The organism is Streptococcus ilei (genome assembly GCF_000479335.1).
Taxonomy (GTDB): domain Bacteria; phylum Bacillota; class Bacilli; order Lactobacillales; family Streptococcaceae; genus Streptococcus; species Streptococcus ilei.
Genome location: NC_022584.1, coordinates 1,634,826 through 1,657,059, shown reverse-complemented (window position 1 = coordinate 1,657,059; position 22,234 = coordinate 1,634,826). Strand labels below are relative to the sequence as shown.

Here is a 22,234-nt window from a genome sequence, read left to right as displayed (position 1 = left end):
TTGTTTTTAAATAAGCCTGTTACAATTTAACAAACTTATTCAAAAACAAAATAGAAGGTTGACAATGTCAACCTAATTCTATTCTGTTGTATCCATGAAACCAATGTATTTGCGTTTCAATAAGTAACCTTCTAATTGTTTCATTCCTTCAATACCAGTCGAGATGATGATCAAGAGACTAGTTCCTCCGAGAGCAACTGTATCTGTCAGACCAAAGATATCCCGAGCAAGGATTGGAATAATGGTGATAAATCCAAGGAATAGAGAACCAACCGTAGCCAAACGTCTAAGAAGACGTGACATGTAGTCTTCTGTTCCCTTACCAGGACGCACACCTGGAATGTAAGCACCACTCTTTTGTAGATTTTCCGCAGTTTTTTCTGGGTTAATCTGTACAAATGTGTAGAAGAAAGTAAACAAAATGATTAGCAAAGCATACATTGCTACACCAGTAGGTGTATTGGTTGCTAACATAGATTGTGCTGTTCGAACCCATCCAGCATTGTAACCCATGGCACTAATGACCTGGAAAATTGCTGCCGGTGCAGCCGTGATCGAACTAGCAAAGATGACAGGAATAACTCCAGCTGGGTTTACCTTCAATGGAAGATATGAGCTAGATGGTGCTCCTTGTGCAATCTTAGTGTATTGGATTGGAATTTTATACTGAGCTTGTTCCACAAAGGTTGTGAAGTAAATGATCACTAATACCGCTAAGATTAACAGACCTACGAAAATTAGTGAATTAGTCAATTGTCCAGAACGAACGTTAACAAATGAATCTTCATAAACACCTTTGATCATCTCTGGAATTGAAGAAACAATCCCCGCAAAGATAATCATAGAAACACCGTTTCCGTATCCTTTGTCTGAAATCTGTTCTCCTAACCAGGTCACAATCATCGAACCTGTCGTTAAAATTGCACCAATTAAGATGTAGGTTTCAACGTTTGGTGTCGACACTAATTTAGCCTGTGACAAGGTGTGGAAAGTAGCTGTAATTCCAATGGATTGAACGAAAGCTAGAACCAAAGCGATATAACGTGTTGCCTGATTCAACTTTCTCCGTCCAACTTCTCCTTGTTTCCCCCACTCAACAAACTTTGGAAGCAAGTCCATTTGAAGGAGCTGAACAACGATGGAAGCCGTGATGTAAGGACTCACCCCTAGGGCAAAGACAGAGAAGTTTCTCATGGCATTCCCTGACACCAAGCTCATCATATTCAAGAAGGAAACATCTTGTAAGTTGTTAAGGATTTTCGCATTCACACCAGGAACCGTAATCGTGGTTCCGATTCGAAAAACAAGTATGATAAAAATGGTAAATAAAATTTTTGATCTTACTTGTTTTACCTTAAATGCATCTTTTAATAATTTAAAGAACATAGGTCACCCCTCTTAGATGACTTCTACTGAACCACCTTTAGCAGTGATAGCTTCTTCAGCTGATTTAGAGAATTTAGCTGCCTTAACAGACAATTTCTTAGTCAATTCCCCGTTACCAAGAATTTTAATCCCTGATTTTTCAGCTTTTACAATACCTGCTTCAACAAGTACAACTGGTGTTACTTCAGCACCATCTTCGAAGACGTTCAACTGATCAAGGTTTACAATAGCATATTCTTTAGCGTTGATGTTTGTAAATCCACGTTTTGGAAGACGACGGAACAATGGAGTTTGTCCACCTTCAAAACCAAGACGTACACCGCCACCGCTACGAGCTTTTTGACCTTTTTGACCACGGCCAGAAGTTTTACCATTACCAGATGAAGTACCACGACCAACACGGTTGCGGACTTTACGTGAACCTGCAGCAGGTTGTAATTCATGAAGTTTCATTATTTAATTTCTCCTCTTTTGTAAATTGCTAACGCATGCAATCAGGAAAAGGTGTCCCGACTACAAACTCGCCTATACTTATATTTAGTTTTAGGGGATGAGAAATTTCCCATACCCCTGAAAACCTTGTTCTATTATAAATAGATTATTTTACTTCTTCAACTGTTACCAAGTGAGATACTGCAGTGATCATTCCACGTACTGCTGGGTTATCTTCTTTAATAACAGAGCTGTTCAATTTGCCAAGTCCAAGTGCTACAACAGTTTTACGTTGTGACGGGATGCGTCCGATTGGAGACTTAGTCAAAGTAATTTTAATTTGAGCCATTTGAATCTCCTTTCTTAAGCCAAGTCAGAAACTGAAATACCACGAAGGGCAGCAACTTCTTCAGCGCGTTTCAATTGTTTCAAACCTTCAACAGTTGCACGAACAATGTTGATTGGAGTGTTTGATCCAAGTGATTTAGATGTTACATCTGCAATACCTGCCAATTCGACAACGGCACGAACTGCACCACCTGCAGCAACCCCAGCCCCTTCGACAGCTGGTTTCAACAATACACGAGCTCCACCAAATACTGATGTTACTTCGTGTGGAATTGTTGTTCCAACCATAGGAACTTCAATCAAGTTTTTCTTAGCATCTTCTACTGCTTTACGGATTGCTTCTGGTACTTCTTGAGCTTTACCTGTACCAAAACCAACACGTCCGTTACGGTCACCAACAACTACAAGAGCTGCAAAGCGAAGACGACGTCCACCTTTAACAACTTTTGTAACACGGTTGATGGCAACTACACGTTCTTCAAGTTCAACTGCATTGTCTTTAAATGCCATTTTCTAGTGTCCTCCTATTAGAATTTCAATCCGTTTTCACGAGCTGCATCAGCCAAAGCTTTAACACGTCCGTGATATAGATATCCACCGCGGTCGAACACCACTTCAGAAATACCTTTAGCAACTGCACGTTCAGCAACAAGTTTGCCGACAACAACGGCTTGTTCAGTTTTAGTTCCTTTTGAAACTTCTTTGTCAAGAGTTGAAGCGCTTGCGAGCGTTACACCCGCTACGTCATCAATTACTTGAGCGTAGATGCCTGTATTAGAACGGAATACGTTCAAACGTGGGCGATCAGCAGTTCCAGAGAGTTTTCCGCGAACGCGACGGTGGCGTTTTTGACGGATTTTATTTTTATCTGGTTTCGAAATCACAATTTTCACCTCTTAATTTTAAAATCATGTGCTAAGCACTGAGTTGGAAAATAGGTGGGTGGTTGATAGACAACCACTCAACATTATTTACCTGTTTTACCTTCTTTACGGCGAACGAATTCACCAACGTAACGGATCCCTTTACCTTTGTAAGGTTCTGGTGAACGAAGGCTACGTACGTAAGCAGCTGTTTGACCAACTACTTCTTTTGAAATTCCGCTGATAACGATAGTCGTTGGGTTTGGAAGTTCAAAAGTAATTCCTTCTGGAGCTTCAACTTCGTCTGGGTGAGATTTACCAACAGCCAAGACAAGTTTGTTTCCTTGAAGTTGTGCACGGTAACCAACCCCGCGCATTTCAAGTTCTTTCTTGAATCCTTCTGATACACCAACAACCATGTTGTTCAAAAGGGCACGAGTAGTTCCATGGATGGTTTTCATTTCTTTTGAATCGTTTGGACGGTGAAGAGTTACTTCAGTACCTTCCACACGGATTTCAATATCTTTTGAGAACTCACGAGTAAGTTCCCCTTTAGGTCCTTTTACAGTTACTACGTTGTCATTGTTAGTGAGTTCAACACCAGCAGGCAACACGATAACTTTATTACCAATACGTGACATGTTTTTATTCTCCTGTTAAATTGTCAGGCCATGACGGCCAGTTTTCACGGGGTTTAAATCTTTTTGATTTAAAAATTAATGTTTAGGTCTCAATTTCTAAGTGAATCGAGGCATCGTCTCGCAGGCATAACTTTGAGTTAGGCAAGAGACGATAACGAAGAGTCACAACGAAATTGGGAGCTAAATATTACCAAACGTAAGCGATAACTTCCCCACCAACGTTCTTTTGGCGTGCTTCTTTATCAGTAAGCAAACCTTCAGAAGTTGAAAGGATAGCAATTCCAAGTCCGTTAAGAACTTTTGGAAGATCTTCACGTTTTTTGTAAACACGCAAACCTGGTTTAGAAACACGTTTCAAGTTTGTGATAACTTTTTCACCGTTTGCTCCGTATTTCAAGAACACGCGGATGATTCCCTGTTTGTCATCTTCGATTACTTCAACGTTTTTTACAAAACCTTCGCGTTTAAGGATTTCAGCAATCCCTTTTTTGATGTTTGATGCAGGTACTTCAAGTACTTCGTGTTTTGCTTGGTTAGCGTTACGAATACGAGTTAGGAAGTCTGCGATTGGGTCAGTCATAACCATTTTATATTTCTCCTCTTACTAGTAGTTTGAAATTTTCACTTGCTAGTTAATGATTGAGCTAGGCTCAGAATATGTTTCTAGGTTTCAATTCCTAAGTGAGTCTAGGCATCTGCTTGCAGGCATAACTTGAGTTAGGCAAATGCAGATAACGACGATTCACGACGGGATTGGAAGCTAGAATTACCAAGATGCTTTAGTGACACCAGGAATTTGTCCTTTGTATGCCAATTCACGGAAGCAAACACGGCAAAGTTTAAACTTGCGGTAAACTGAGTGTGGACGTCCACAACGTTCACAGCGAGTGTATGCTTGAGTAGAGAACTTAGCTGGGCGTTTGTTCTTAGCAATCATAGATTTTTTAGCCATTAGTTTTACCTCCTATATTATTTTGCAAACGGCATACCAAGGCCAGTAAGCAATGCACGTGATTCTTCGTCTGTGTTCGCAGTAGTTACGATTACGATATCCAAACCACGAGTTTTATCAACATCATCAAAGTTGATTTCTGGGAAGATCAATTGTTCTTTCACACCAAGTGTGTAGTTTCCGCGTCCGTCAAATGATTTTGTTGGAACACCATGGAAGTCACGAACACGTGGAAGTGAAACTGAAACCAATTTGTCCAAGAATTCGTACATACGTTCGCCACGAAGAGTTACTTTCGCACCGATCGCTACACCTTCACGAAGACGGAAGCCGGCGATTGATTTTTTAGCTTTTGTGATAAGTGGTTTTTGACCTGAGATCAATGCCAATTCTTCAGCAGCTTTCTCAAGGTTTTTAGCGTTAGAAACAGCATCTCCAACACCCATGTTCAAAACGATCTTATCAACTTTTGGCACTGCCATAACTGATGAGTAGTTAAATTGTTCAGTCAAAGCTGGAACTACTTCATTAAGGTATTTTTCTTTTAAACGATTAGCCATTATACTTCTCCTTTCCTTCGTGATTAGTCAAGCACTTCGCCTGATTTTTTGTTATAACGAACTTTTTTGCCGTCTACGAATTTGTAGCCAACACGTCCAGCAACACCGTTCTTGTCCAAGACTTGAACGTTTGATACATGGATTGGAGCTTCTTTTTCGATGATAGCACCTTGAGGGTTTTCGTTATTTGGACGTTGGTGTTTCTTAACAAGGTTTACACCTTCAACAACAACTTTATTTACTTTTGGAAGAGCAGCAACGACTTTAGCTTCAACACCTTTGTCTTTACCAGCAATTACACGAACTTTGTCGCCAGTTTTTACAAACATTTTATTCTCCTTTTATTCTTACGCCCGTTGGGCACCCTGGCCAATGAGCCAGGGGACTGTGTTTGTGATTTTTATATTAAAGTACTTCTGGAGCAAGTGATACGATCTTCATGAAACCACCGTCACGCAATTCACGAGCGACTGGGCCAAAGATACGAGTTCCGCGAGGAGTTTTGTCTTCACGGATAATCACTGCAGCATTTTCGTCGAACTTGATGTATGAACCATCTTTACGACGAGCACCTGATTTAGTACGAACGATAACAGCTTTTACAACGTCACCTTTTTTAACCGCACCACCAGGAGTAGCTTGTTTTACAGATGCTACGATAACATCACCGATACCTGCGAATTTACGTCCTGAACCACCAAGAACTTTGATGGTCAAGATTTCGCGTGCACCACTGTTGTCAGCAACTTTCAAACGAGTTTCTGTTTGAATCATTTAAGTTTTCTCCTTTCAGGTCAGATTAGATGATGACCGCTTCTTCAACAACTTCTACAAGACGGAAGCGTTTTGTAGCTGAAAGCGGACGAGTTTCCATGATACGAACGATATCGCCTTCTTTGGCAACGTTGTTTTCATCATGTGCTTTGTATTTTTTAGAATAGTTGATACGTTTACCATAGACTGGGTGGTTACGTTTAGTTTCAACTACAACTGTGATTGTTTTGTCCATTTTGTCAGACACAACGCGTCCAACAAGAACTTTACGATTATTGCGTTCCATTGAAATTCTCCTTCCCTAGTCTATTATTTAGCTTCTGATTGAACAGTTTTGATACGAGCGATTTGTTTTTTCACTTCTTTCAAACGTCCAGTTTGTTCCAATTGACCAGCAGCTGCTTGGAAACGAAGTTCAAACAATTCTTTCTTCAATTCATTTTCACGCTTCGCGAGTTCTTCTTGAGAAAGACCACGAAGTTCTTTAACAAATTCTTTTACTTCTGTAAGTTTCATGACCTCTCCTTATTTTGCTTCACGTTTTACGAATTTACATTTAACTGGCAATTTGTGGCTTGCAAGACGAAGCGCTTCGCGAGCGATCTCTTCAGATACACCAGCAACTTCAAACATTACTTTACCACGTTTAACTGGTGCTACCCAACCTTCAGGTGCCCCTTTACCAGATCCCATACGTACCCCGATAGCTTTAGCGGTGTATGATTTGTGTGGGAAGATCTTGATCCAAACCTTACCACCACGTTTCATGTAACGAGTCATGGCAATACGAGCAGCTTCGATTTGGCGGTTAGTGATCCAGTGGCTAGTTGTAGCCTGAAGACCGTATTCACCGAATGATACTTCTTTTCCACCTTTGGCTTCACCGCGCATTTTACCACGGAATTCGCGACGGTGTTTTACACGTTTAGGTACTAACATTGGTTATTTACCTCCTTTAGCGTCTTTACGAGCTGGAAGAACTTCACCACGGTAGATCCATACTTTAACACCAAGTTTACCGTAAGTTGTATCTGCTTCTTCCCAAGCGTAATCGATGTCTGCGCGAAGTGTGTGGAGTGGAACTGTACCTTCAGAATATCCTTCAGCACGGGCGATATCTGCACCGTTCAAACGACCTGATACTTGAGTTTTAATTCCTTTAGCTCCAGCGCGCATAGTACGTTGGATCGCTTGTTTTTGAGCACGACGGAAAGCCACACGTTGCTCCAATTGACGAGCAATTCCTTCACCAACAAGGTGAGCATCCAAGTCAGGACGTTTGATCTCGATGATGTTGATGTGAACTTGTTTACCTGTCAATTTGTTAAGAGCTGCACGAAGTGCATCGACGTTTGCTCCACCTTTACCGATAACCATACCTGGTTTAGCAGTGTGAAGTGAAACGTTAACTTTGTTTACTGCGCGTTCGATTTCAATAGTAGAAACCGCTGCGTCAGCTAATTCTTTTTGAATAAATTTGCGGATTGCAAGATCTTCATGAAGGTAATCCGCGTATTCTTTTTCAGCATACCATTTGGCATCCCAATCACGGATGATGCCGACACGCATTCCAATTGGATGTACTTTTTGACCCACGATGTTACCTCCTTATTTTTCTGTCACAACCACTGTGATGTGGCTTGTGCGTTTGTTGATTGGTGAAGCTGAACCTTTCGCACGTGGACGGAAACGTTTCATAGTTGGTCCTTCATTTGCGAATGCTTCAGATACTACCAAGTTTGCTTTTTCCAAACCAAAGTTGTTTTCAGCGTTTGCTACTGCTGAGTTCAATACTTTTAAGATGATTTCAGCTGCTTTGTTTGGAGTGAATTTCAAGATTGCTACTGCATCGGCTACGCTTTTACCACGGATGTTGTCAAGAACAAGACGTGATTTACGAGGTGAAACACGCACTGTACGAGCCATTGCTTTAGCTGAAGTAATTTCTGCCATTTATGTTCTCCTTATTTTCTACGTGTCTTCTTGTCATCTGCAGCGTGACCTTTGTAAGTACGAGTTGGTGCAAATTCACCAAGCTTGTGACCTACCATGTCTTCTTGGATGTAAACCGGTACGTGTTTACGTCCATCATAAACTGCGATAGTGTAACCAATGAAACTTGGGAAGATCGTTGAACGACGTGACCAAGTTTTGATAACTTTTTTCTTTTCGTCATTAGCTTGAGCTTCAACTTTTTTCATCAAATGCTCATCGACGAAAGGTCCTTTTTTAAGACTGCGTCCCATTTTATTATTTTCTCCTTTAAATATAGTACCACAGCGGCTTGCGCTCCCAAGGAGCGCTACCGAGCTGGCGGATTCTCTAGCCACTTAAGCGACTAGTTTAAAATTATTTCTCGTTGCGACGACGAACGATAAGTTTGTCAGATTTCGCTTTCTTGTTACGAGTTTTAAGACCAAGAGCAGGTTTGCCCCATGGAGTTGATGGTGCTTTACGACCAACTGGTGCTTTACCTTCACCACCACCGTGTGGGTGATCATTAGGGTTCATTACAGAACCACGAACTGTTGGGCGGATACCTTTCCAACGGCTACGTCCTGCTTTACCAAGGTTAACAAGTCCATGTTGTTCATTTCCGACAACACCAACTGTAGCACGGCAAGTACCAAGGATCATACGAACTTCACCTGATTGAAGACGAACAAGAACATATTTACCTTCAGAACCTAACACTTGAGCAGAAGCTCCAGCAGCACGTACCAATTCTCCACCACGACCTGGTTTCAACTCGACGTTGTGGATCAAAGTACCAACTGGGATGTTAGCAAGTGGAAGAGCGTTTCCGACTTTGATATCTGCTTCTGGACCTGAAACGATACGTTGACCAACTTCAAGACCTTTTGGAGCGATGATATACGCTTTCACACCGTCAGTGTAGTGTACCAAAGCGATGTTTGCAGAACGGTTTGGATCGTACTCAATTGTTTTTACAACTGCTTCAACGTTGTCTTTGTTACGTTTGAAGTCGATCAAACGGTAATGACGTTTGTGTCCACCACCTTGGTGACGAACTGTGATACGTCCGTTGTTGTTACGACCTGCTTTGCTCTTCAATGAAACAAGCAAAGATTTCTCTGGTGTGCTTGTTGTGATTTCAGCGAAATCCAAAGAAGTCATATTACGGCGACCGTTTGTTGTTGGTTTATAAACACGAATTCCCACGATATTTCCTCCTTAGATTATTCAGCTTCAGTAGCGAACAACTCGATTGCTTTTGAATCAGCTGTAAGCGTGATGATAGCTTTTTTAGTTTTTGAAGTAAAACCAGTGTAACGTCCAACACGTTTTGCTTTTGGTTTTACATTTACAGTGTTCACATTCGCAACTTTCACACCTTCAAAGGCAGCTTCAACAGCTTGTTTGATCAAAAGTTTGTGAGCGCGAGTGTCAACTTCGAATACATATTTGCCTGCTTCAAGTTGAGCCATTGACTTTTCAGTGATAACAGGTTTTTTGATAACATCATACAAATTCATTATGCAAGAACCTCCTCGATTTTAGAGATAGCTGCTTGAGTAACAAGAAGTTTGTCACTATTTGCGATGTCAAGAACACTTGCAGTTGTAGCAGTCGCAACTTTCACGTTTGGAAGGTTACGAGCTGAAAGAGCTGCGAATTCGTTTCCTTCTTCAAGAATAACAAGGACTTTAGAATCGATGCTCAAAGCTGCAAGAACTTTTGCAAATTCAGCAGTTTTTGGAGCTGTAAATTCAAGAGAATCAACGGCTACAAATTTGTTTTCAGCAACTTTTTCTGAGTAAACAGATTTAAGCGCAAGGCGACGAACTTTTTGAGGAAGTTTGTACGCATAGCTACGTGGAGTTGGTCCGAAGACGATTCCACCACCACGCCATTGTGGAGAGCGGATAGAACCTTGACGAGCACGTCCAGTTCCTTTTTGACGCCATGGTTTGCGTCCACCACCTGAAACGGCAGAGCGGTTTTTAACTGCGTGAGTTCCTTGACGAAGGCTAGCACGTTGGCTGATGATTACATCAAATACAACTGCTTGGTTTGGTTCGATACCAAAGATCGCATCGTTAAGAACAACTTCGCCCGCTTGTTTACCAGTTTGGTCGAATAATGTTACATTTGCCATTTTGACTGTATTCCCCTTTCCTTATTATTTACCAGCTTTAACTGCTGACTTGATAGTGATAAGAGATTTCTTAGCACCTGGTACGTTACCTTTGATAAGGATAACGTTCTTTTCTGGAACAACTTGTACAACTTCAAGGTTTTGAATGGTTACACGATCGCCACCCATACGTCCTGCAAGGTTTTTACCTTTGAATACGCGGTTAGGTGCAACAGGTCCCATAGAACCTGGACGACGGTGGTAACGAGAACCGTGAGCCATAGGTCCACGTGATTGTCCGTGGCGTTTGATAACACCTTGGAAACCTTTACCTTTAGAAGTACCAGTTACATCAACAATGTCTCCAGCTTCGAAAGTATCAACTGTGATTTCAGCACCAACTTCTAAGCCTTCAACGTTTTTGAATTCACGAATGAAGCGCTTAGGAGCCGTGTTAGCTTTTGCTACATGTCCTTTAGCAGGTTTGTTACTCAATACTTCGCGTTTGTCATCGAAACCAACTTGGATAGCGTTGTAACCATCTGTTTCAACAGTTTTAACTTGAAGAACAACGTTTGGAGTTGCTTCGATAACTGTTACAGGGATCAATTCGCCAGCTTCAGTGAAGATTTGAGTCATTCCCACTTTTTTCCCTAAGATTCCTTTTGTCATGAGAAAATAGTTCCTTTTCTATAATTTTTTATTCAAAAAGTTTTTAACGAGCGTTTTTCATGCTCAATGTATCAAGCTTTAGATTAAAGTTTGATTTCTACGTTTACACCACTTGGAAGATCCAATTTCATCAAAGCGTCAACTGTTTTTTGAGTTGGGTTGATGATGTCGATCAAACGCTTGTGTGTACGCATTTCGAATTGTTCGCGAGAATCTTTGTATTTGTGAGTCGCACGAATGATTGTGTAGAGGCTACGCTCAGTTGGAAGTGGGATTGGACCCGCAACTTGTGCACCTGTACGAGTAGCTGATTCTACGATTTTTGCAGCCGCTGTGTCAAGTGTACGGTGTTCGTACGCTTTCAAACGGATGCGGATTTTTTTGTTTGCCATCTTTTTCTCCTTTTCGTCTATTTAAGATAATAGGCTAGCTCCACAAGAAAACCGACATGCGTTGCGTGGCAATGCAACCGAGCGTGTCGCAACCTCTTGCATCAAAGCTAATAGCTGTTTTTCACAGCACCATAGTAGTTTAACACAATGAAAGGCTCAATGCAAGGGATTTGAACAGATTTTTTTCGTTTTTTTAATGAAAGTGTTTTCGAAAGAAATAGAGTACTAAAAAAGTTGCTATTATATAGAAAAAAGGAGCACGATGGAACAAATTTATATCCAAATTTGTTCTGTCTCGCTCCCTCACAGTTGATTGGGTTATCTTCGGAGCTTCATAAGCTCCAAGGATAGCAATCAACCACTGCGTCTAGCAGTGGTTTCTATTATTCTCAGATGGCTGTAGTCTTTTCTCCAGCCTTTGTTCTTTATATGTAGCTCTTCCTAGAAATTCCGACCTGATTTGTTATAGCCATATTTTTCGACGAAATGCTCACGGAATTCTAAGAGATTGTCATCCATGATCGCTTGACGGACCTGCTTCATGAGGTTGATCAAGAAATAGAGATTGTGGTAGCTAGTCAAGCGGATCCCAAAGGTCTCATCCGCCTTGAGGAGGTGGCGGAGATAGGCCCGGGTGTAATTCTTACAAGTGTAGCAATCACATTCGTGATCTAGCGGCGTAAAGTCTTCAGCAAATTGCGCATTTTTCACCACCAGGCGTCCTTGACTGGTCATGCAGGTACCATTTCGCGCAATCCGCGTTGGCAAGACACAGTCAAACATATCCACTCCACGAATTACCCCATCGATTAGACTGTCTGGAGCTCCCACTCCCATCAGGTAGCGAGGCTTGTTCTCCGGCAAGAGGGGAGTTGTAAAATCAAGCACCGCATTCATTTCTTCATGGCTTTCTCCAACAGCTAACCCACCGATAGAATATCCTGGGAAGTCCATGCTGACCAGATCACGGGCAGACTGACGGCGCAAATCTTCAAAGCCAGCCCCTTGTACAATCCCGAAAAGTCCTTGATCGTGAGGGCGACGGTGAGCCTTAAGACCACGCTCTGCCCAACGGCTGGTCCGTTCGATTGATTTTTTCACATAATCATAGGGTTGATAGAACTGAGGACATTCATCAAAGGACATCATGATGTCGCTTCCTAGATTATTTTGGATGGAGATGGCCTTTTCTGGAGAGAGGAACATTTTCGAGCCGTTGAGGTGGTTTTTAAAGGTTACCCCTTCTTCAGTAATATTGCGGGTATCCGCTAGTGAATAAACCTGGAAACCTCCACTGTCTGTCAAAATTGGCTGGTCCCAGTTCATGAATTGATGCAGCCCTCCTGATTTTGCGACCAAGTCATCCCCTGGACGAAGCCAGAGATGGTAGGTGTTGGCCAAGATAATTCCTGAACCCATTTCCTTGAGCTCTTCTGGCGATTGGGTCTTAACGGTTGCCTGAGTCCCTACAGGCATAAACATTGGGGTTGGAAAGGTTCCGTGAGGGGTAATAATTTCTCCCAAGCGGGCACCTGTATGCTTTTCTTTTTTGATCAAGCGATATTGAATCGGTGAATCTGTCATGGTTACCTCCGTACTGGGAAAGACAGTCCCAGCCTTCTTATTCCTGTCACAGGTTCTCCTGTGAGCACCTGTACGATTGTACCAAATTTTACCAGCTCTGTCACGGACTTGTGTTATAATAAAGGGTACCACTACCATGAAAGAGGACATTATGAATATCAAATTGGTTCGCGCTCAAGCCCGGCAACTGCAATTGCAACACCCTATGGTCTTCTCCTACTTCGCCTTGCCAACTTTCCTGACAATTCTTGCAAGTTACATTTTGACAGGGACAGACATCACTGAAACACTTGCTCACATGGAACTCAGAGAAGGGATGCTCTTTCTTCTAAGCCGACAGATTTTCCCTGCCATCATTGGATTTATCCTTTCTTTCCTCTATTTAGGAGCAACCTTTCGCTTTTTAATGTCTGCCTCTAACAAGGGAGAAAAGAACTTTACTATCTTCACCATCTTTCAGAGCCAATATTTTACACCAGCATTTTTGACGCTATTCATTAAGCAAGTTATTCTATCTTTGTGGGGGAGTCTCCTCTATGGGAGTCAGCTCCTCTTAACGGTAGTCAGCTATCAAGTTCTCACTATCAATGAATCCTTCTCCTCTACCTCTCCCCTTAGAGCGGATACTCCAGAAGTTCAAGCGATTCTCAAGTTAGCGCCAACAATGACGACTGGACTCTTAATGGCTCTGGTTGGCCTCCTGCTCTTCCTCCCTTTTTATTATCAGTATAGTTTGGTCGAGTTGATCCTGTATAGTCGACTGATGACAGGAACCTATGACGGTCCCATGTCTATCCTCCGTCAAAGTAAGGAAGAGATGAAAGGTTTTAAGAGCCACCGCTTTGTTCTTGATTTGAGTCTGATCGGTTGGCAACTTCTATCATTTTTCACTTTAGGAATTGCTAATTTCTATGTCAAACCTTATGCAACCAGTTGCCAAATCGTCTTTTACCATACCCTCCTTCAAAAACGGATGCAGGCGGGCAGTCGCTTTCAGCAAAAGGCGCCGGATCTACCTAAGTCTAACCCACTCGATTAACAAAGAAAACAAGAGAACCCACCTTCGATTGGAGCTATTCTCCAAAGCACTAGGTGGGTTCTTTATTCTCTATAAGGAAATCACTCCTCATTTATTTTACCCCTTGTATCATCTTCATCACTGGATGAAATAGACGAGGTTCTGAGATGGATCAAAGACTATTCTTCTCCCAAGACCAAACGAGTATGCTCACGTTTGATACAGCGGTTCATGACAATATCTTCTCGTCCAGCTCCACGAAGGATTTCTTCTGCTTCTTGATTTTCCAGCTCCAATTGAGCCCAGAAGATCTTCGCATCCGTCTCAATAAAATCACGCGCTACATCTGGCAAAAACTCACTGCGACGGTATACATCCACGATATCTACTGGGAAAGGAATTTCCTGCAAGCTGGCATACACCGTCTCCCCAAGGATCTGGCCTCCAGCTGCACGAGGATTGACGGGAATAATCCGATAGCCCCGCTCTTGCATCTCCTTACTAACACGATGGCTGGTCGTCTCTTCACGGTCAGATAGTCCGACTACAGCGATAATCTTGCTGGTTTCTAGATAATGTTTGACAATGCCATCACTAGGATTGCGAAATGAATAAGCCATTTGAATCTCCTTTTTATCTATTTCTTGCTATAACAATTTGGATAGCACTAGACGTGCTTTTCCGACCCTCAATCTTATTTAGCTTCATACCAGGTTTGCCCTTCGTTCTCATCAGCTTCCAGTGGAACCGCTAGCTCAATAGCAGATTCCATGGTCTCTTTGACCAACTGCTTGATCTTGGCCAACTCTTCTTTTGGTACCTGCAGAACGATTTCATCGTGGACCTGAAGAAGCATCTTGGCCTTGTATGCCCCTGCTTCTAGCGCTTGGTCTAGTTGGATCATGGCAATCTTTAAGATGTCTGCTGCCGATCCTTGGATTGGTGAGTTGATGGCTGTCCTTTCCGCAAATCCTCGAATATTGAAGTTGCGAGAGTTGATATCTGGAATTTCCCGACGACGCTTGAAGAGGGTTTCTACATAGCCCTTGTCACGTGCTTCCCGCACCACTCTCTCCATATAATCCTTGATGCCCGGGTAGCGTTCAAAGTAGGTCTCAATGTAGGCTTTAGCTTCTTTTCGACTGATCCCTAGGTTGTTAGACAGTCCAAAATCGGAAATTCCATAAACCACGCCGAAGTTTACTGCCTTGGCATTGCGACGGTCATTTGGTGTCACATCTTCTGGCTTTTCAATATTGAAGACCCGCATAGCAGTCGATGTATGGATATCTGCCCCATGCTTGAAGGCATCAATCAAATGCTCATCGCCCGAAATATGGGCCAAGACGCGCAATTCGATTTGTGAGTAGTCCGAGCTGAGCAAGACACTGTTTTCCTCTTCTGGAACAAAAGCCTTACGAATGAGACGACCTTGTTCCAAACGGACAGGGATGTTTTGCAGGTTGGGATCCACACTAGACAAACGGCCTGTCTGCGTCAAGTCTTGCACATAGCGGGTATGGATTTTCCCATCTTCCAAAATCCAGTCTTGAAGCCCGATGACATAGGTCGACTGAATCTTAGCAATCTGGCGGTATTCGAGAATCTTAGACACAATCGGTGCAATTGGAGCCAGGCGTTCCAAAACATCAACAGCAGTCGAATAACCAGTTTTGGTCTTTTTGGTATATTCAAGAGGGAGTTCCAATTTTTCAAAGAGGATGACCCCCAATTGTTTTGGAGAATTGATATTGAACTCTTCTCCTGCTAACTCGTAGATTTCTTGGGTCAGGCGCTCCAAGACTGCTTCGTTTTCCACCTGCATGTCTTGGAGGGTCTGGCGTTCTACCTTAATCCCCGCGATTTCCATCTTGGCCAAAACAGCTGCTAGTGGTTGCTCCATATCATAGAGCAAATCTAGTTGGTCATGGGCTTGCAACTGCTCCATCATGGGCTCTTCCGTATCTAGTAGAACAGCGACTTTTTGTGCCAAATGCTCTAATAAGACCGCCTTTTCTGGAATGGCTTTTTTGGCCCCCTTGCCATAAACCACTTCGTCGAGCGGTAGCGCAATCTGGCTATAGAGGCTCGCAATAGTTGAAATTTCATTGTCCTCTACGGTCGATAAGAGATACTTGGCCAACCGACTATCAAAAGCCGGCTTTTGCAAGGTAATGCCCAAGTGGCTGAGCAAGACCTTGGCCCGCTTGAAATCATAAACCTTGAGGGGCGTTTTTTCAAGAAATTCTTTAAAAATCGGTGTTTGTAAAAGACCAGTATCTGTACTCGCGTAGAGCTGACCTTTTGTTCCCCATGCAAAACCGATAATCGGTTCTGTATGGTAATTGTCTCCAAAGATCTCAAAATGGAAGAAACTATCTTCTGTGAGCATATCCGAGGTGACCTGCTCTACCTCCGTGTAGCTAATGGTTACGGGAGCAGCTTCTTCTCCTCCTAGATCCAAGGCCTGACGGAGTTGCTTGAAGCCCATCTCCTCATAAAACTTAGCCAGATTTTCAAGATGGGGACCTGTATAGGTGATATCGTCCAGGCCAATCTCAATAGGTGCATTGGTATCGATGGTCGCAAGGGTCTTGGACAAGTAAGCCTGCTCCTTGTCGTTGATGAGATTTTCCTTCATTTTAGAAGGCTTCATCTCGTCAATATGCTCGTAAATGCCATCAAGAGACCCGTACTCTAGGAGTAGTTTGATCCCGGTCTTTTCTCCAATCTTGGTAACACCTGGGATATTATCCGACTTATCTCCCATCAAGGCCTTGAGGTCGATAAATTGCTCCGGTGTCAGCCCCATCTTTTCTTTCAGATAGGCTGGAGTGAATTCTTCAAACTCTGCCACTCCTTTTTTAGAGATTTCAACCACCGTATTGTCATCCGTTAGCTGGATCAAGTCCTTGTCCCCAGAGACAATAGTGACTTCAAAGGGCACCGAGGTGGCTTCTGCCATCTTATCTAGCGTTCCAATAATGTCATCCGCTTCATACTGGGCCAGCTCATAATGGCGAATTCCCAGATGGTCTAATTGCTCGCGAATGAAAGGGAACTGCTCGCGGAATTCATCTGGTGTCTTTGCCCGCCCCCCTTTGTAGTCGGCATACATCTCCGTCCGGAAGGTGGTCTTTCCTGCATCAAAGGCGACGAGAACATGGGTTGGTTGGATGCGCTCCAAGAGATGGCTTAACATGAGATTAAAGCCATAGACCGCATTGGTATGCAACCCATTTGCATTTTTAAAGCGATCGATTTGATTATAAAGTGCGAAAAAGGCACGAAAAGCGACGGAAGAGCCGTCGATGAGTAGTAATTTATTCTTTTTTTCCATAGGCCTATTATACCACGAATCACAAGGTCTCTGGTACATAAAAACTCTACCCTTGCGGGTAGAGTCTTCTTTAGGAGTTTCTTATGAAAAATTGAAGAGAAGTGTTTACTCGCCGTAACAAGAACCTTGTTGTGGCATTTTCTTAAAACGTTTTGGATAATTTACTGAGATTTTCATTTTCTGTACCTCATTTCTTATTGGATGAGTACAGTATACAAGAGAAACCTAAACGATTTCTTATAGAAAGCTTCAAGAAAACTAAAAGTTGAGTGCGGAAGGCGTGGTTGGTGTTTCCTGCAGACCGGTAGCTGAAGATGAAGTCTTTATCATCGTAGACCCAAGAGAAGGAATGAAAAAACTCTCCCACTTCCGAAAGAGTTGACAGTTAACCAAGCAGAAGAAAGCTGGCTAAGGCGACTATCGCTGGCCCACCCTGAGTCAAGATAATTTTTTTATTAGAAGTCACAGCACCATAAGCTGCTACACCAATAATAAAGAACAGAAAGATCACGACAATTTCACTATTTTTAGCTATAAAGAGGCCATAGAGGAGAAAGACACCAATCAGAGCATTATAAATGCCTTGGTTTTTGAAGAGGACCGTCACAGATGGACGAGTCAATTCTTCCTGATCCATATTAAAGACACGGCTAGTCGAGGCCGAGTGGGTTGCCACACTCTCTAGATAAAAAATATAAAAATGTTCGAAAGCAGCAAAGCTTGCAAAAACAATAGTTAGGACGGAAATATCATTCTCCTTTTAAAATGTCATTTGTTCGAGACCATATACCAACTTTTCGAGTAAGTCATTCAACTGATTCCGCTCTTTTTTAGAGAGAATCTGATCCATCTAGGCTTTTACCTGTAGATGATGCGCTGGAGGATGGACCAACAACCGATCTCTGGCAAGCTCCGTCAGTTCCACCACAACCTCCCTTTGATTTTCTGGATTGCGACTACGAGTAACATAGCCCCCAGCCTCTAAGACCTTGAAGTGGCGGGTTAAGGCTGCAGGGTCAATCGCTAGTTTCTCCTGAAGGGCCGCTTGGCTACACGGCGCTTCTGTCAATAACAACTGAAGCATCTGATAACGGGTCAGACTAATACCCAATTGTTTTTCAAATAATTGGGTCGAAGACTGATCAGCTAGCTTCAACCGATAAAGCAAGTCATGCATTTCTGCCATTCCCTCTCTCCGATCCGTTTGTTGATTCATCAATAATTGACTTGTCAAGTATGTCATTTAAAAAAAGTCGAGGCAAGAAATTTGCTCCCCTCAAACGAAATTATCTCCTCCTCAGAAAAGCAAAGTAAAAGACCACCGGATTTGGTGGCCTTTTAGGGAGATTATTATGAAAAAGAAAAGTTTTAGGATTTCATAAACAAAGTTAGGAGGTCTTTGTTTATGGTTTTATTATATCGGATTTACCTTAAAGATTTCTTAAGGAATTGTTTCATTTTCAAAACAAATTGTTTACGGATTCTTTTCATAGCGCTATTTCAGCAACAAAGAAGTCTTGCTTTGTTAAATAAGTTAACTTTTTTCTTGTTTAAAATAGAGACGAATCTCATCCAAACGATGAATCGTATGATTCACATCCGGTTTGTAATCCAAAAAATTAATACTCCCGATTCCTGCATTGTCTGCCAAATCAACATCCAAGGTTCGATCACCAATATAATACGTTTCACTCCGATCCAGCTGGTACTTGTCCACTAGGTAATTGACTCCTTCTGGATCTGGCTTTCTCCTAAAGCCATTGTCTGTTGTAACGACCTCTTGGAAATAGGATAGAATCCCTAAATCTTCCAGAATTGGGTAGGCGTTCTTCCCCTTGTGGGTATAGACGAATTGAACAATCCCTTCCTCTTTCGCCCAAGCTAAAATGTCTCTAGCTCCTGGCATTAGATGGACCTGGGCATTTTTCTCACGCAGACTAGAAGCGCGATAGCGATTCATCTCTTCTGCATCCAAGTCATTTTCTCTAGCCACTTCTTCAAGAAGAGCTTGGACAGACTGATTGAGAATAAAGGCATAGACCGCTTCCCGGTCAAAGTCTATAGAGTAATGGGCATAAGTTTCAGCAATTCCATCCAAAATAGCTTCATAAGAGTCTAAAAGCGTCCCATCCAAATCCCAAATAAAAGCTCGTGTCATAGGTCTTATTCCTTCCATTTTCGATGATAGAGTGTTTTTAAGAAAAACCAGCGAAATCCATTGTCCAAGAGGGTACCTGCCCAAATACCTGGTAAGCCCCATCCAAGGACAACCCCCATCAGATAACCAGAGCCAATCCGTATCACCCACATACCGATCGTGGTTGCATAAAAAGGAAGGCGGGCATTCCCCAGACCTTGCCAAACTGCCGTATAGATGACGGTCCCAGCTGTCAAAGGTGTCCCGAGTAAGGAAAACAAAATGACAGACAAGGAGGCGGCAAGGGCCCCTGGATCCATGGTGTAAAGGGCTGTTAAAGGACTTCCAAATAAGAAGATAGTCAGGGCGAGAGGAAACATGGAGAGAAAGGAGAGCCAGAAACTACGATTGGTGATTTGCTTGATACCTTGCCAATCATTCTGCCCCAAACTTTTGGCGACCAACATGACTGTCGCGGTCGCAATCCCAAAAGCCGGCATATAGTTGAACTGGGTCAAGACTTCCCCAATGGCATTCCCAGCTACCGCTCTGGTCCCAAAAACAGCCACCATAGCAATGATGACAATATCCCCCGCTCGCATCATGAGGCGTTCACCAGCAGCAGGCAAGGCTAGGGAGAGCAAGTCTCGATCCAAGCCCCAACAAAAAGGAGCGAAGGGTAGTTGAACTTGACGCCAGAGCAAGTAGGTCCCTAAGAGGCGAGAAAGAACCGTTCCTAAGGCAGCCCCAGCTATGCCCAATCCAAAAACAAATATCAGGATACTCGATAACAGAGCATTCAACACATTGGTCAACAAGCTGACATACATGGGTGTCCGCGGATTGTGGACCACACGAACTAGGGCTCCAAAAGTCGTCATCAGCCCCAAAAGCAAAATACTTCCTCCGACAAGCGATAAGTAAATCCCTCCTGCTTCTGCAACGGCTGCTTCGACCCCCAAGAAGGCAATCAATTCCTTGCCAAAACAGAGGGATAAAGTCCCTAAAACAAGACTTAATAAAACCGTTACTTTGATAGACTCAGTAGCTTGACGAGCAATGGCCTTCTGATCTTTTTGCCCCATACTTTTGGACAAAAGACTCACGACCGCTGCTCCAAGAGCGATAAAAATAGCTTGGTAAATCGTAATGATATTGCCTGCAACGGATACACCCGAGACAGCAACCAAACCCAACTGAGCGACCAAGTAGCTATCTACCATCCCCATGAGCATTTGGAGAAAATTTTCTCCGATGGCTGGAAGGGCAATCCTTAAAATTTGTCGATCTACTTGTTGTTGACGAGACACACTTTCCTCCTGATGAAAAGAAACTCAGTTAGTTTCCCAACCGAGTTTACTTCCTCTCTTTTAAAGTCCTAGATAAGTTTCTACTGCAGACTGCATCTCTGCTGCTGCAACAGTTGTCTTGTGACGAACTGGAGCTGTTTCAAGACCATCCACTGCTGGTGGCAAGGCAACGCCTGAAATCTCATGCAACTGTGCCAAGGCTTCAAAGTCGCTAAGTCCTGATTTTCCAGTTACAGCTTCTACTGCAACTACTGGGAACTTGTATGGACTAGCAGTTGATGCAATCACGGTCTTGGTCGCATCACCTGTCGCTGCTTGGTATTTTTTATATACGGCTGAGGCAACTGCTGTATGAGGATCCTCAATATAAGAATCTGATTCGTAAACACGTTTGATTTCTGCAGCTGTTTCTGCTTCAGTCGCATATTCAGCCGCAAAAAGGTCAAGAATCTCCGCATCAAAATCAATCAACTCATACTGACCTTGGCTATTCAAAGCATTCATAAGTTCAGCTGTCTTAACCGCATCATTTCCCAAAAGATGGAAAATCAAGCGCTCCAAGTTTGAAGAGACCAAAATATCCATAGATGGACTAGTGGTTACCTTAAACTCACGCTTCTTGTCATAGACACGAGTTTTAAAGAAGTCTGTCAAGACATTGTTATCATTTGAAGCACAGATCAACTTGCCAACTGGTAGGCCGATTTGTTTAGCATAAAAGGCAGCCAAGATATTACCGAAGTTTCCTGTCGGTACGGTGAAGTTAACCTTGTCACCAGCCTTAATCTCACCAGTTTTAACAAGCTGAGCGTAGGCATAAACATAATAGACAATCTGTGGGACCAAACGACCGATATTCATAGAGTTAGCTGATGAAAATTGCATCTTGTTGGCTGCCAATTTTTCACGTAGTTCAACATCATTGAACATCTGTTTCACATTAGTCTGAGCATCATCAAAGTTTCCATCAATAGCGATGACATGCGTGTTGTCCCCAGTTTGCGTGGTCATCTGCAATTCTTGTACCTTGCTGACACCGTCTTTTGGATAAAAGACGATAATTTCAGTCCCTGGTACATCCGCAAATCCTGCCATAGCAGCTTTTCCAGTATCTCCAGATGTCGCTGTCAAGATGACAATCTTGTTTTCCAAACCGTGTTTCTTGGCAGCAGTTGTCATAAAGTATGGCAAGATAGACAAGGCCATATCTTTAAAGGCAATGGTTGAACCGTGGAACAATTCCAAGTTGTATTGGCCATCCAGCTTAACAAGAGGGGCAATGGCCGGAGTGTCAAATTTGCTGTCATAGGCATTGGTGATACAGTAGTCTAACTCTTCTGCTGTAAAGTCATCCAAAAAGGCTGACAAGACCAGTTTCGCAACTTCTTGGTAAGAAGCGTCTTTTAATATGCCAAAGTCCAAGTCCACCTTTGGATAGCTCACTGGAGTGAACAAGCCACCATCAGTAGCCAAACCTTGCAAAATCGCCTGGCTGGCTGTAACAGTATTTTTCGCATCACGCGTTGATTGATAAACTAATGTCATGTAAATTTCCTCATTCTGTTCCTTCACTGTACGGGCTAGACTGTTCTAGCTTTTGTACAATCTATTCCATTATACCATGAATTCTTCTGAATTTTATCAGTGAGAATGAAATTGTCTGAAAAAGAGCTCCCTTCTTGCAAACTGAAAAACAACGAAAACCTCTCTTCATCGATTTATCTGC

Annotated in this window: 30 protein-coding genes and 1 pseudogene; 1 reads left to right on the top strand and 30 read right to left on the bottom strand. The window is 42.8% G+C overall.

The features are described 5' to 3' along the window. Positions 1-78: 78 nt before the first annotated feature. From secY to tgt, 23 genes are all read right to left on the bottom strand, one after another. Positions 79-1,386: a preprotein translocase subunit SecY gene (gene secY, locus N596_RS07810; RefSeq protein ID WP_023025007.1), complete on the bottom strand. Its 1,308-nt coding sequence runs from the start codon at positions 1,384-1,386 to the stop codon at positions 79-81. 12 nt (positions 1,387-1,398) lie between these two features. Continuing rightward, positions 1,399-1,839, bottom strand: coding sequence for a 50S ribosomal protein L15 (rplO, locus tag N596_RS07805; protein ID WP_006595181.1), 441 nt, complete (start codon positions 1,837-1,839; stop codon positions 1,399-1,401). 145 nt (positions 1,840-1,984) lie between these two features. Further along, complete coding sequence (rpmD, locus tag N596_RS07800) at positions 1,985-2,167, bottom strand: 50S ribosomal protein L30 (protein WP_002894509.1); 183 nt, start codon at positions 2,165-2,167, stop codon at positions 1,985-1,987. A 14-nt stretch (positions 2,168-2,181) separates the two neighbouring features. After that, complete coding sequence (gene rpsE / locus N596_RS07795; RefSeq protein ID WP_023025005.1) at positions 2,182-2,676, bottom strand: 30S ribosomal protein S5; 495 nt, start codon at positions 2,674-2,676, stop codon at positions 2,182-2,184. A 17-nt stretch (positions 2,677-2,693) separates the two neighbouring features. After that, positions 2,694-3,050 (bottom strand): 50S ribosomal protein L18, encoded by a 357-nt coding sequence (rplR, locus tag N596_RS07790; protein ID WP_003010871.1) that lies wholly within the window; start codon positions 3,048-3,050, stop codon positions 2,694-2,696. An 83-nt stretch (positions 3,051-3,133) separates the two neighbouring features. After that, entirely contained in the window at positions 3,134-3,670 is a 537-nt protein-coding gene (gene rplF / locus N596_RS07785; RefSeq protein ID WP_009732027.1) for a 50S ribosomal protein L6, read from the bottom strand. Positions 3,671-3,857: 187 nt separating this feature from the next. After that, positions 3,858-4,256, bottom strand: a complete 399-nt coding sequence (rpsH, locus tag N596_RS07780) for a 30S ribosomal protein S8 (protein WP_006595183.1) — start codon at positions 4,254-4,256, stop codon at positions 3,858-3,860. Between the two features lie 180 nt (positions 4,257-4,436). Then, positions 4,437-4,622 carry a type Z 30S ribosomal protein S14 gene (locus N596_RS07775; protein ID WP_001085699.1) on the bottom strand — a complete coding sequence of 62 codons (186 nt, stop codon included), beginning with the start codon at positions 4,620-4,622 and terminating at the stop codon, positions 4,437-4,439. A 17-nt stretch (positions 4,623-4,639) separates the two neighbouring features. After that, positions 4,640-5,182 (bottom strand): 50S ribosomal protein L5, encoded by a 543-nt coding sequence (rplE, locus tag N596_RS07770; protein ID WP_006595184.1) that lies wholly within the window; start codon positions 5,180-5,182, stop codon positions 4,640-4,642. A gap of 23 nt (positions 5,183-5,205) precedes the next feature. Further along, a complete protein-coding gene (gene rplX, locus N596_RS07765) occupies positions 5,206-5,511 on the bottom strand; it encodes a 50S ribosomal protein L24 (protein WP_006595185.1) in 306 nt (101 codons plus the stop codon). Between the two features lie 76 nt (positions 5,512-5,587). Continuing rightward, positions 5,588-5,956 (bottom strand): 50S ribosomal protein L14, encoded by a 369-nt coding sequence (rplN, locus tag N596_RS07760; protein ID WP_023025002.1) that lies wholly within the window; start codon positions 5,954-5,956, stop codon positions 5,588-5,590. Positions 5,957-5,981: 25 nt separating this feature from the next. Then, positions 5,982-6,242 carry a 30S ribosomal protein S17 gene (gene rpsQ, locus N596_RS07755; RefSeq protein WP_000440801.1) on the bottom strand — a complete coding sequence of 87 codons (261 nt, stop codon included), beginning with the start codon at positions 6,240-6,242 and terminating at the stop codon, positions 5,982-5,984. 23 nt (positions 6,243-6,265) lie between these two features. Beyond that, the gene (rpmC, locus tag N596_RS07750; protein ID WP_003002350.1) at positions 6,266-6,472 is read right to left on the bottom strand and encodes a 50S ribosomal protein L29; all 207 of its coding nucleotides are present in this window, start codon (positions 6,470-6,472) and stop codon (positions 6,266-6,268) included. A gap of 9 nt (positions 6,473-6,481) precedes the next feature. Further along, on the bottom strand, positions 6,482-6,895 hold the full coding sequence (gene rplP / locus N596_RS07745) for a 50S ribosomal protein L16 (protein WP_023024998.1): 414 nt from the start codon (positions 6,893-6,895) through the stop codon (positions 6,482-6,484). A 3-nt stretch (positions 6,896-6,898) separates the two neighbouring features. Further along, on the bottom strand, positions 6,899-7,552 hold the full coding sequence (rpsC, locus tag N596_RS07740; RefSeq protein ID WP_006595187.1) for a 30S ribosomal protein S3: 654 nt from the start codon (positions 7,550-7,552) through the stop codon (positions 6,899-6,901). Between the two features lie 12 nt (positions 7,553-7,564). After that, a complete protein-coding gene (gene rplV, locus N596_RS07735; RefSeq protein WP_006595188.1) occupies positions 7,565-7,909 on the bottom strand; it encodes a 50S ribosomal protein L22 in 345 nt (114 codons plus the stop codon). 11 nt (positions 7,910-7,920) lie between these two features. After that, positions 7,921-8,202, bottom strand: coding sequence for a 30S ribosomal protein S19 (rpsS, locus tag N596_RS07730; protein ID WP_000533766.1), 282 nt, complete (start codon positions 8,200-8,202; stop codon positions 7,921-7,923). A gap of 103 nt (positions 8,203-8,305) precedes the next feature. Continuing rightward, on the bottom strand, positions 8,306-9,139 hold the full coding sequence (gene rplB, locus N596_RS07725; protein WP_023027525.1) for a 50S ribosomal protein L2: 834 nt from the start codon (positions 9,137-9,139) through the stop codon (positions 8,306-8,308). Positions 9,140-9,156: 17 nt separating this feature from the next. Then, a complete protein-coding gene (locus N596_RS07720; RefSeq protein WP_006595190.1) occupies positions 9,157-9,453 on the bottom strand; it encodes a 50S ribosomal protein L23 in 297 nt (98 codons plus the stop codon). Continuing rightward, a complete protein-coding gene (gene rplD, locus N596_RS07715; protein ID WP_003009591.1) occupies positions 9,453-10,076 on the bottom strand; it encodes a 50S ribosomal protein L4 in 624 nt (207 codons plus the stop codon). Before rplD ends, N596_RS07720 begins: the two co-directional genes overlap by 1 nt. A gap of 24 nt (positions 10,077-10,100) precedes the next feature. Next, positions 10,101-10,727 (bottom strand): 50S ribosomal protein L3, encoded by a 627-nt coding sequence (rplC, locus tag N596_RS07710; protein ID WP_003010846.1) that lies wholly within the window; start codon positions 10,725-10,727, stop codon positions 10,101-10,103. An 83-nt stretch (positions 10,728-10,810) separates the two neighbouring features. Continuing rightward, positions 10,811-11,119: a 30S ribosomal protein S10 gene (gene rpsJ, locus N596_RS07705; protein WP_003009585.1), complete on the bottom strand. Its 309-nt coding sequence runs from the start codon at positions 11,117-11,119 to the stop codon at positions 10,811-10,813. A gap of 441 nt (positions 11,120-11,560) precedes the next feature. After that, positions 11,561-12,703 carry a tRNA guanosine(34) transglycosylase Tgt gene (tgt, locus tag N596_RS07700; protein ID WP_042361317.1) on the bottom strand — a complete coding sequence of 381 codons (1,143 nt, stop codon included), beginning with the start codon at positions 12,701-12,703 and terminating at the stop codon, positions 11,561-11,563. A 151-nt stretch (positions 12,704-12,854) separates the two neighbouring features. On the opposite strand from tgt, the gene N596_RS07695 reads away from it, so the two are divergent. Continuing rightward, positions 12,855-13,742: a DUF975 family protein gene (locus tag N596_RS07695; RefSeq protein WP_042361315.1), complete on the top strand. Its 888-nt coding sequence runs from the start codon at positions 12,855-12,857 to the stop codon at positions 13,740-13,742. Between the two features lie 158 nt (positions 13,743-13,900). On the opposite strand, the gene N596_RS07690 is transcribed toward N596_RS07695, so the two are convergent. The 7 genes and pseudogenes from N596_RS07690 to thrC form a co-directional block, all read right to left on the bottom strand. After that, positions 13,901-14,341, bottom strand: coding sequence for a CoA-binding protein (locus tag N596_RS07690; RefSeq protein ID WP_023027522.1), 441 nt, complete (start codon positions 14,339-14,341; stop codon positions 13,901-13,903). Between the two features lie 74 nt (positions 14,342-14,415). Beyond that, positions 14,416-17,061, bottom strand: coding sequence for a DNA polymerase I (polA, locus tag N596_RS07685; protein ID WP_023027521.1), 2,646 nt, complete (start codon positions 17,059-17,061; stop codon positions 14,416-14,418). A 385-nt stretch (positions 17,062-17,446) separates the two neighbouring features. After that, on the bottom strand, positions 17,447-17,809 hold the full coding sequence (locus N596_RS07680; RefSeq protein WP_042361313.1) for a DUF1304 domain-containing protein: 363 nt from the start codon (positions 17,807-17,809) through the stop codon (positions 17,447-17,449). Positions 17,810-17,821: 12 nt separating this feature from the next. Continuing rightward, positions 17,822-18,247: pseudogene (locus tag N596_RS07675) on the bottom strand (MarR family winged helix-turn-helix transcriptional regulator). 348 nt (positions 18,248-18,595) lie between these two features. Next, positions 18,596-19,219, bottom strand: coding sequence for an HAD-IA family hydrolase (locus N596_RS07670; protein WP_042361311.1), 624 nt, complete (start codon positions 19,217-19,219; stop codon positions 18,596-18,598). 5 nt (positions 19,220-19,224) lie between these two features. After that, the gene (locus tag N596_RS07665) at positions 19,225-20,508 is read right to left on the bottom strand and encodes an MATE family efflux transporter (RefSeq protein WP_023027518.1); all 1,284 of its coding nucleotides are present in this window, start codon (positions 20,506-20,508) and stop codon (positions 19,225-19,227) included. Between the two features lie 60 nt (positions 20,509-20,568). Continuing rightward, positions 20,569-22,053 (bottom strand): threonine synthase, encoded by a 1,485-nt coding sequence (thrC, locus tag N596_RS07660; protein ID WP_023027517.1) that lies wholly within the window; start codon positions 22,051-22,053, stop codon positions 20,569-20,571. Positions 22,054-22,234: the final 181 nt, after the last annotated feature.

Excerpts from the sequence above, each read along its gene's own strand:
- secY (WP_023025007.1), bottom strand. The coding sequence starts at position 1,386 with ATGTTCTTTAAATTATTAAAAGATGCATTTAAGGTAAAACAAGTAAGA.
- rplO (WP_006595181.1), bottom strand. The coding sequence starts at position 1,839 with ATGAAACTTCATGAATTACAACCTGCTGCAGGTTCACGTAAAGTCCGC.
- rpmD (WP_002894509.1), bottom strand. The coding sequence starts at position 2,167 with ATGGCTCAAATTAAAATTACTTTGACTAAGTCTCCAATCGGACGCATC.
- rpsE (WP_023025005.1), bottom strand. The coding sequence starts at position 2,676 with ATGGCATTTAAAGACAATGCAGTTGAACTTGAAGAACGTGTAGTTGCC.
- rplF (WP_009732027.1), bottom strand. The coding sequence starts at position 3,670 with ATGTCACGTATTGGTAATAAAGTTATCGTGTTGCCTGCTGGTGTTGAA.
- rpsH (WP_006595183.1), bottom strand. The coding sequence starts at position 4,256 with ATGGTTATGACTGACCCAATCGCAGACTTCCTAACTCGTATTCGTAAC.
- N596_RS07775 (WP_001085699.1), bottom strand. The coding sequence starts at position 4,622 with ATGGCTAAAAAATCTATGATTGCTAAGAACAAACGCCCAGCTAAGTTC.
- rplE (WP_006595184.1), bottom strand. The coding sequence starts at position 5,182 with ATGGCTAATCGTTTAAAAGAAAAATACCTTAATGAAGTAGTTCCAGCT.
- rplX (WP_006595185.1), bottom strand. The coding sequence starts at position 5,511 with ATGTTTGTAAAAACTGGCGACAAAGTTCGTGTAATTGCTGGTAAAGAC.
- rplN (WP_023025002.1), bottom strand. The coding sequence starts at position 5,956 with ATGATTCAAACAGAAACTCGTTTGAAAGTTGCTGACAACAGTGGTGCA.
- rpsQ (WP_000440801.1), bottom strand. The coding sequence starts at position 6,242 with ATGGAACGCAATAATCGTAAAGTTCTTGTTGGACGCGTTGTGTCTGAC.
- rpmC (WP_003002350.1), bottom strand. The coding sequence starts at position 6,472 with ATGAAACTTACAGAAGTAAAAGAATTTGTTAAAGAACTTCGTGGTCTT.
- rplP (WP_023024998.1), bottom strand. The coding sequence starts at position 6,895 with ATGTTAGTACCTAAACGTGTAAAACACCGTCGCGAATTCCGTGGTAAA.
- rplV (WP_006595188.1), bottom strand. The coding sequence starts at position 7,909 with ATGGCAGAAATTACTTCAGCTAAAGCAATGGCTCGTACAGTGCGTGTT.
- rpsS (WP_000533766.1), bottom strand. The coding sequence starts at position 8,202 with ATGGGACGCAGTCTTAAAAAAGGACCTTTCGTCGATGAGCATTTGATG.
- N596_RS07720 (WP_006595190.1), bottom strand. The coding sequence starts at position 9,453 with ATGAATTTGTATGATGTTATCAAAAAACCTGTTATCACTGAAAAGTCA.
- rplD (WP_003009591.1), bottom strand. The coding sequence starts at position 10,076 with ATGGCAAATGTAACATTATTCGACCAAACTGGTAAACAAGCGGGCGAA.
- rplC (WP_003010846.1), bottom strand. The coding sequence starts at position 10,727 with ATGACAAAAGGAATCTTAGGGAAAAAAGTGGGAATGACTCAAATCTTC.
- rpsJ (WP_003009585.1), bottom strand. The coding sequence starts at position 11,119 with ATGGCAAACAAAAAAATCCGCATCCGTTTGAAAGCGTACGAACACCGT.
- tgt (WP_042361317.1), bottom strand. The coding sequence starts at position 12,703 with ATGACAGATTCACCGATTCAATATCGCTTGATCAAAAAAGAAAAGCAT.
- N596_RS07695 (WP_042361315.1), top strand. The coding sequence starts at position 12,855 with ATGAATATCAAATTGGTTCGCGCTCAAGCCCGGCAACTGCAATTGCAA.
- N596_RS07690 (WP_023027522.1), bottom strand. The coding sequence starts at position 14,341 with ATGGCTTATTCATTTCGCAATCCTAGTGATGGCATTGTCAAACATTAT.
- polA (WP_023027521.1), bottom strand. The coding sequence starts at position 17,061 with ATGGAAAAAAAGAATAAATTACTACTCATCGACGGCTCTTCCGTCGCT.
- N596_RS07670 (WP_042361311.1), bottom strand. The coding sequence starts at position 19,219 with ATGACACGAGCTTTTATTTGGGATTTGGATGGGACGCTTTTAGACTCT.
- thrC (WP_023027517.1), bottom strand. The coding sequence starts at position 22,053 with ATGACATTAGTTTATCAATCAACGCGTGATGCGAAAAATACTGTTACA.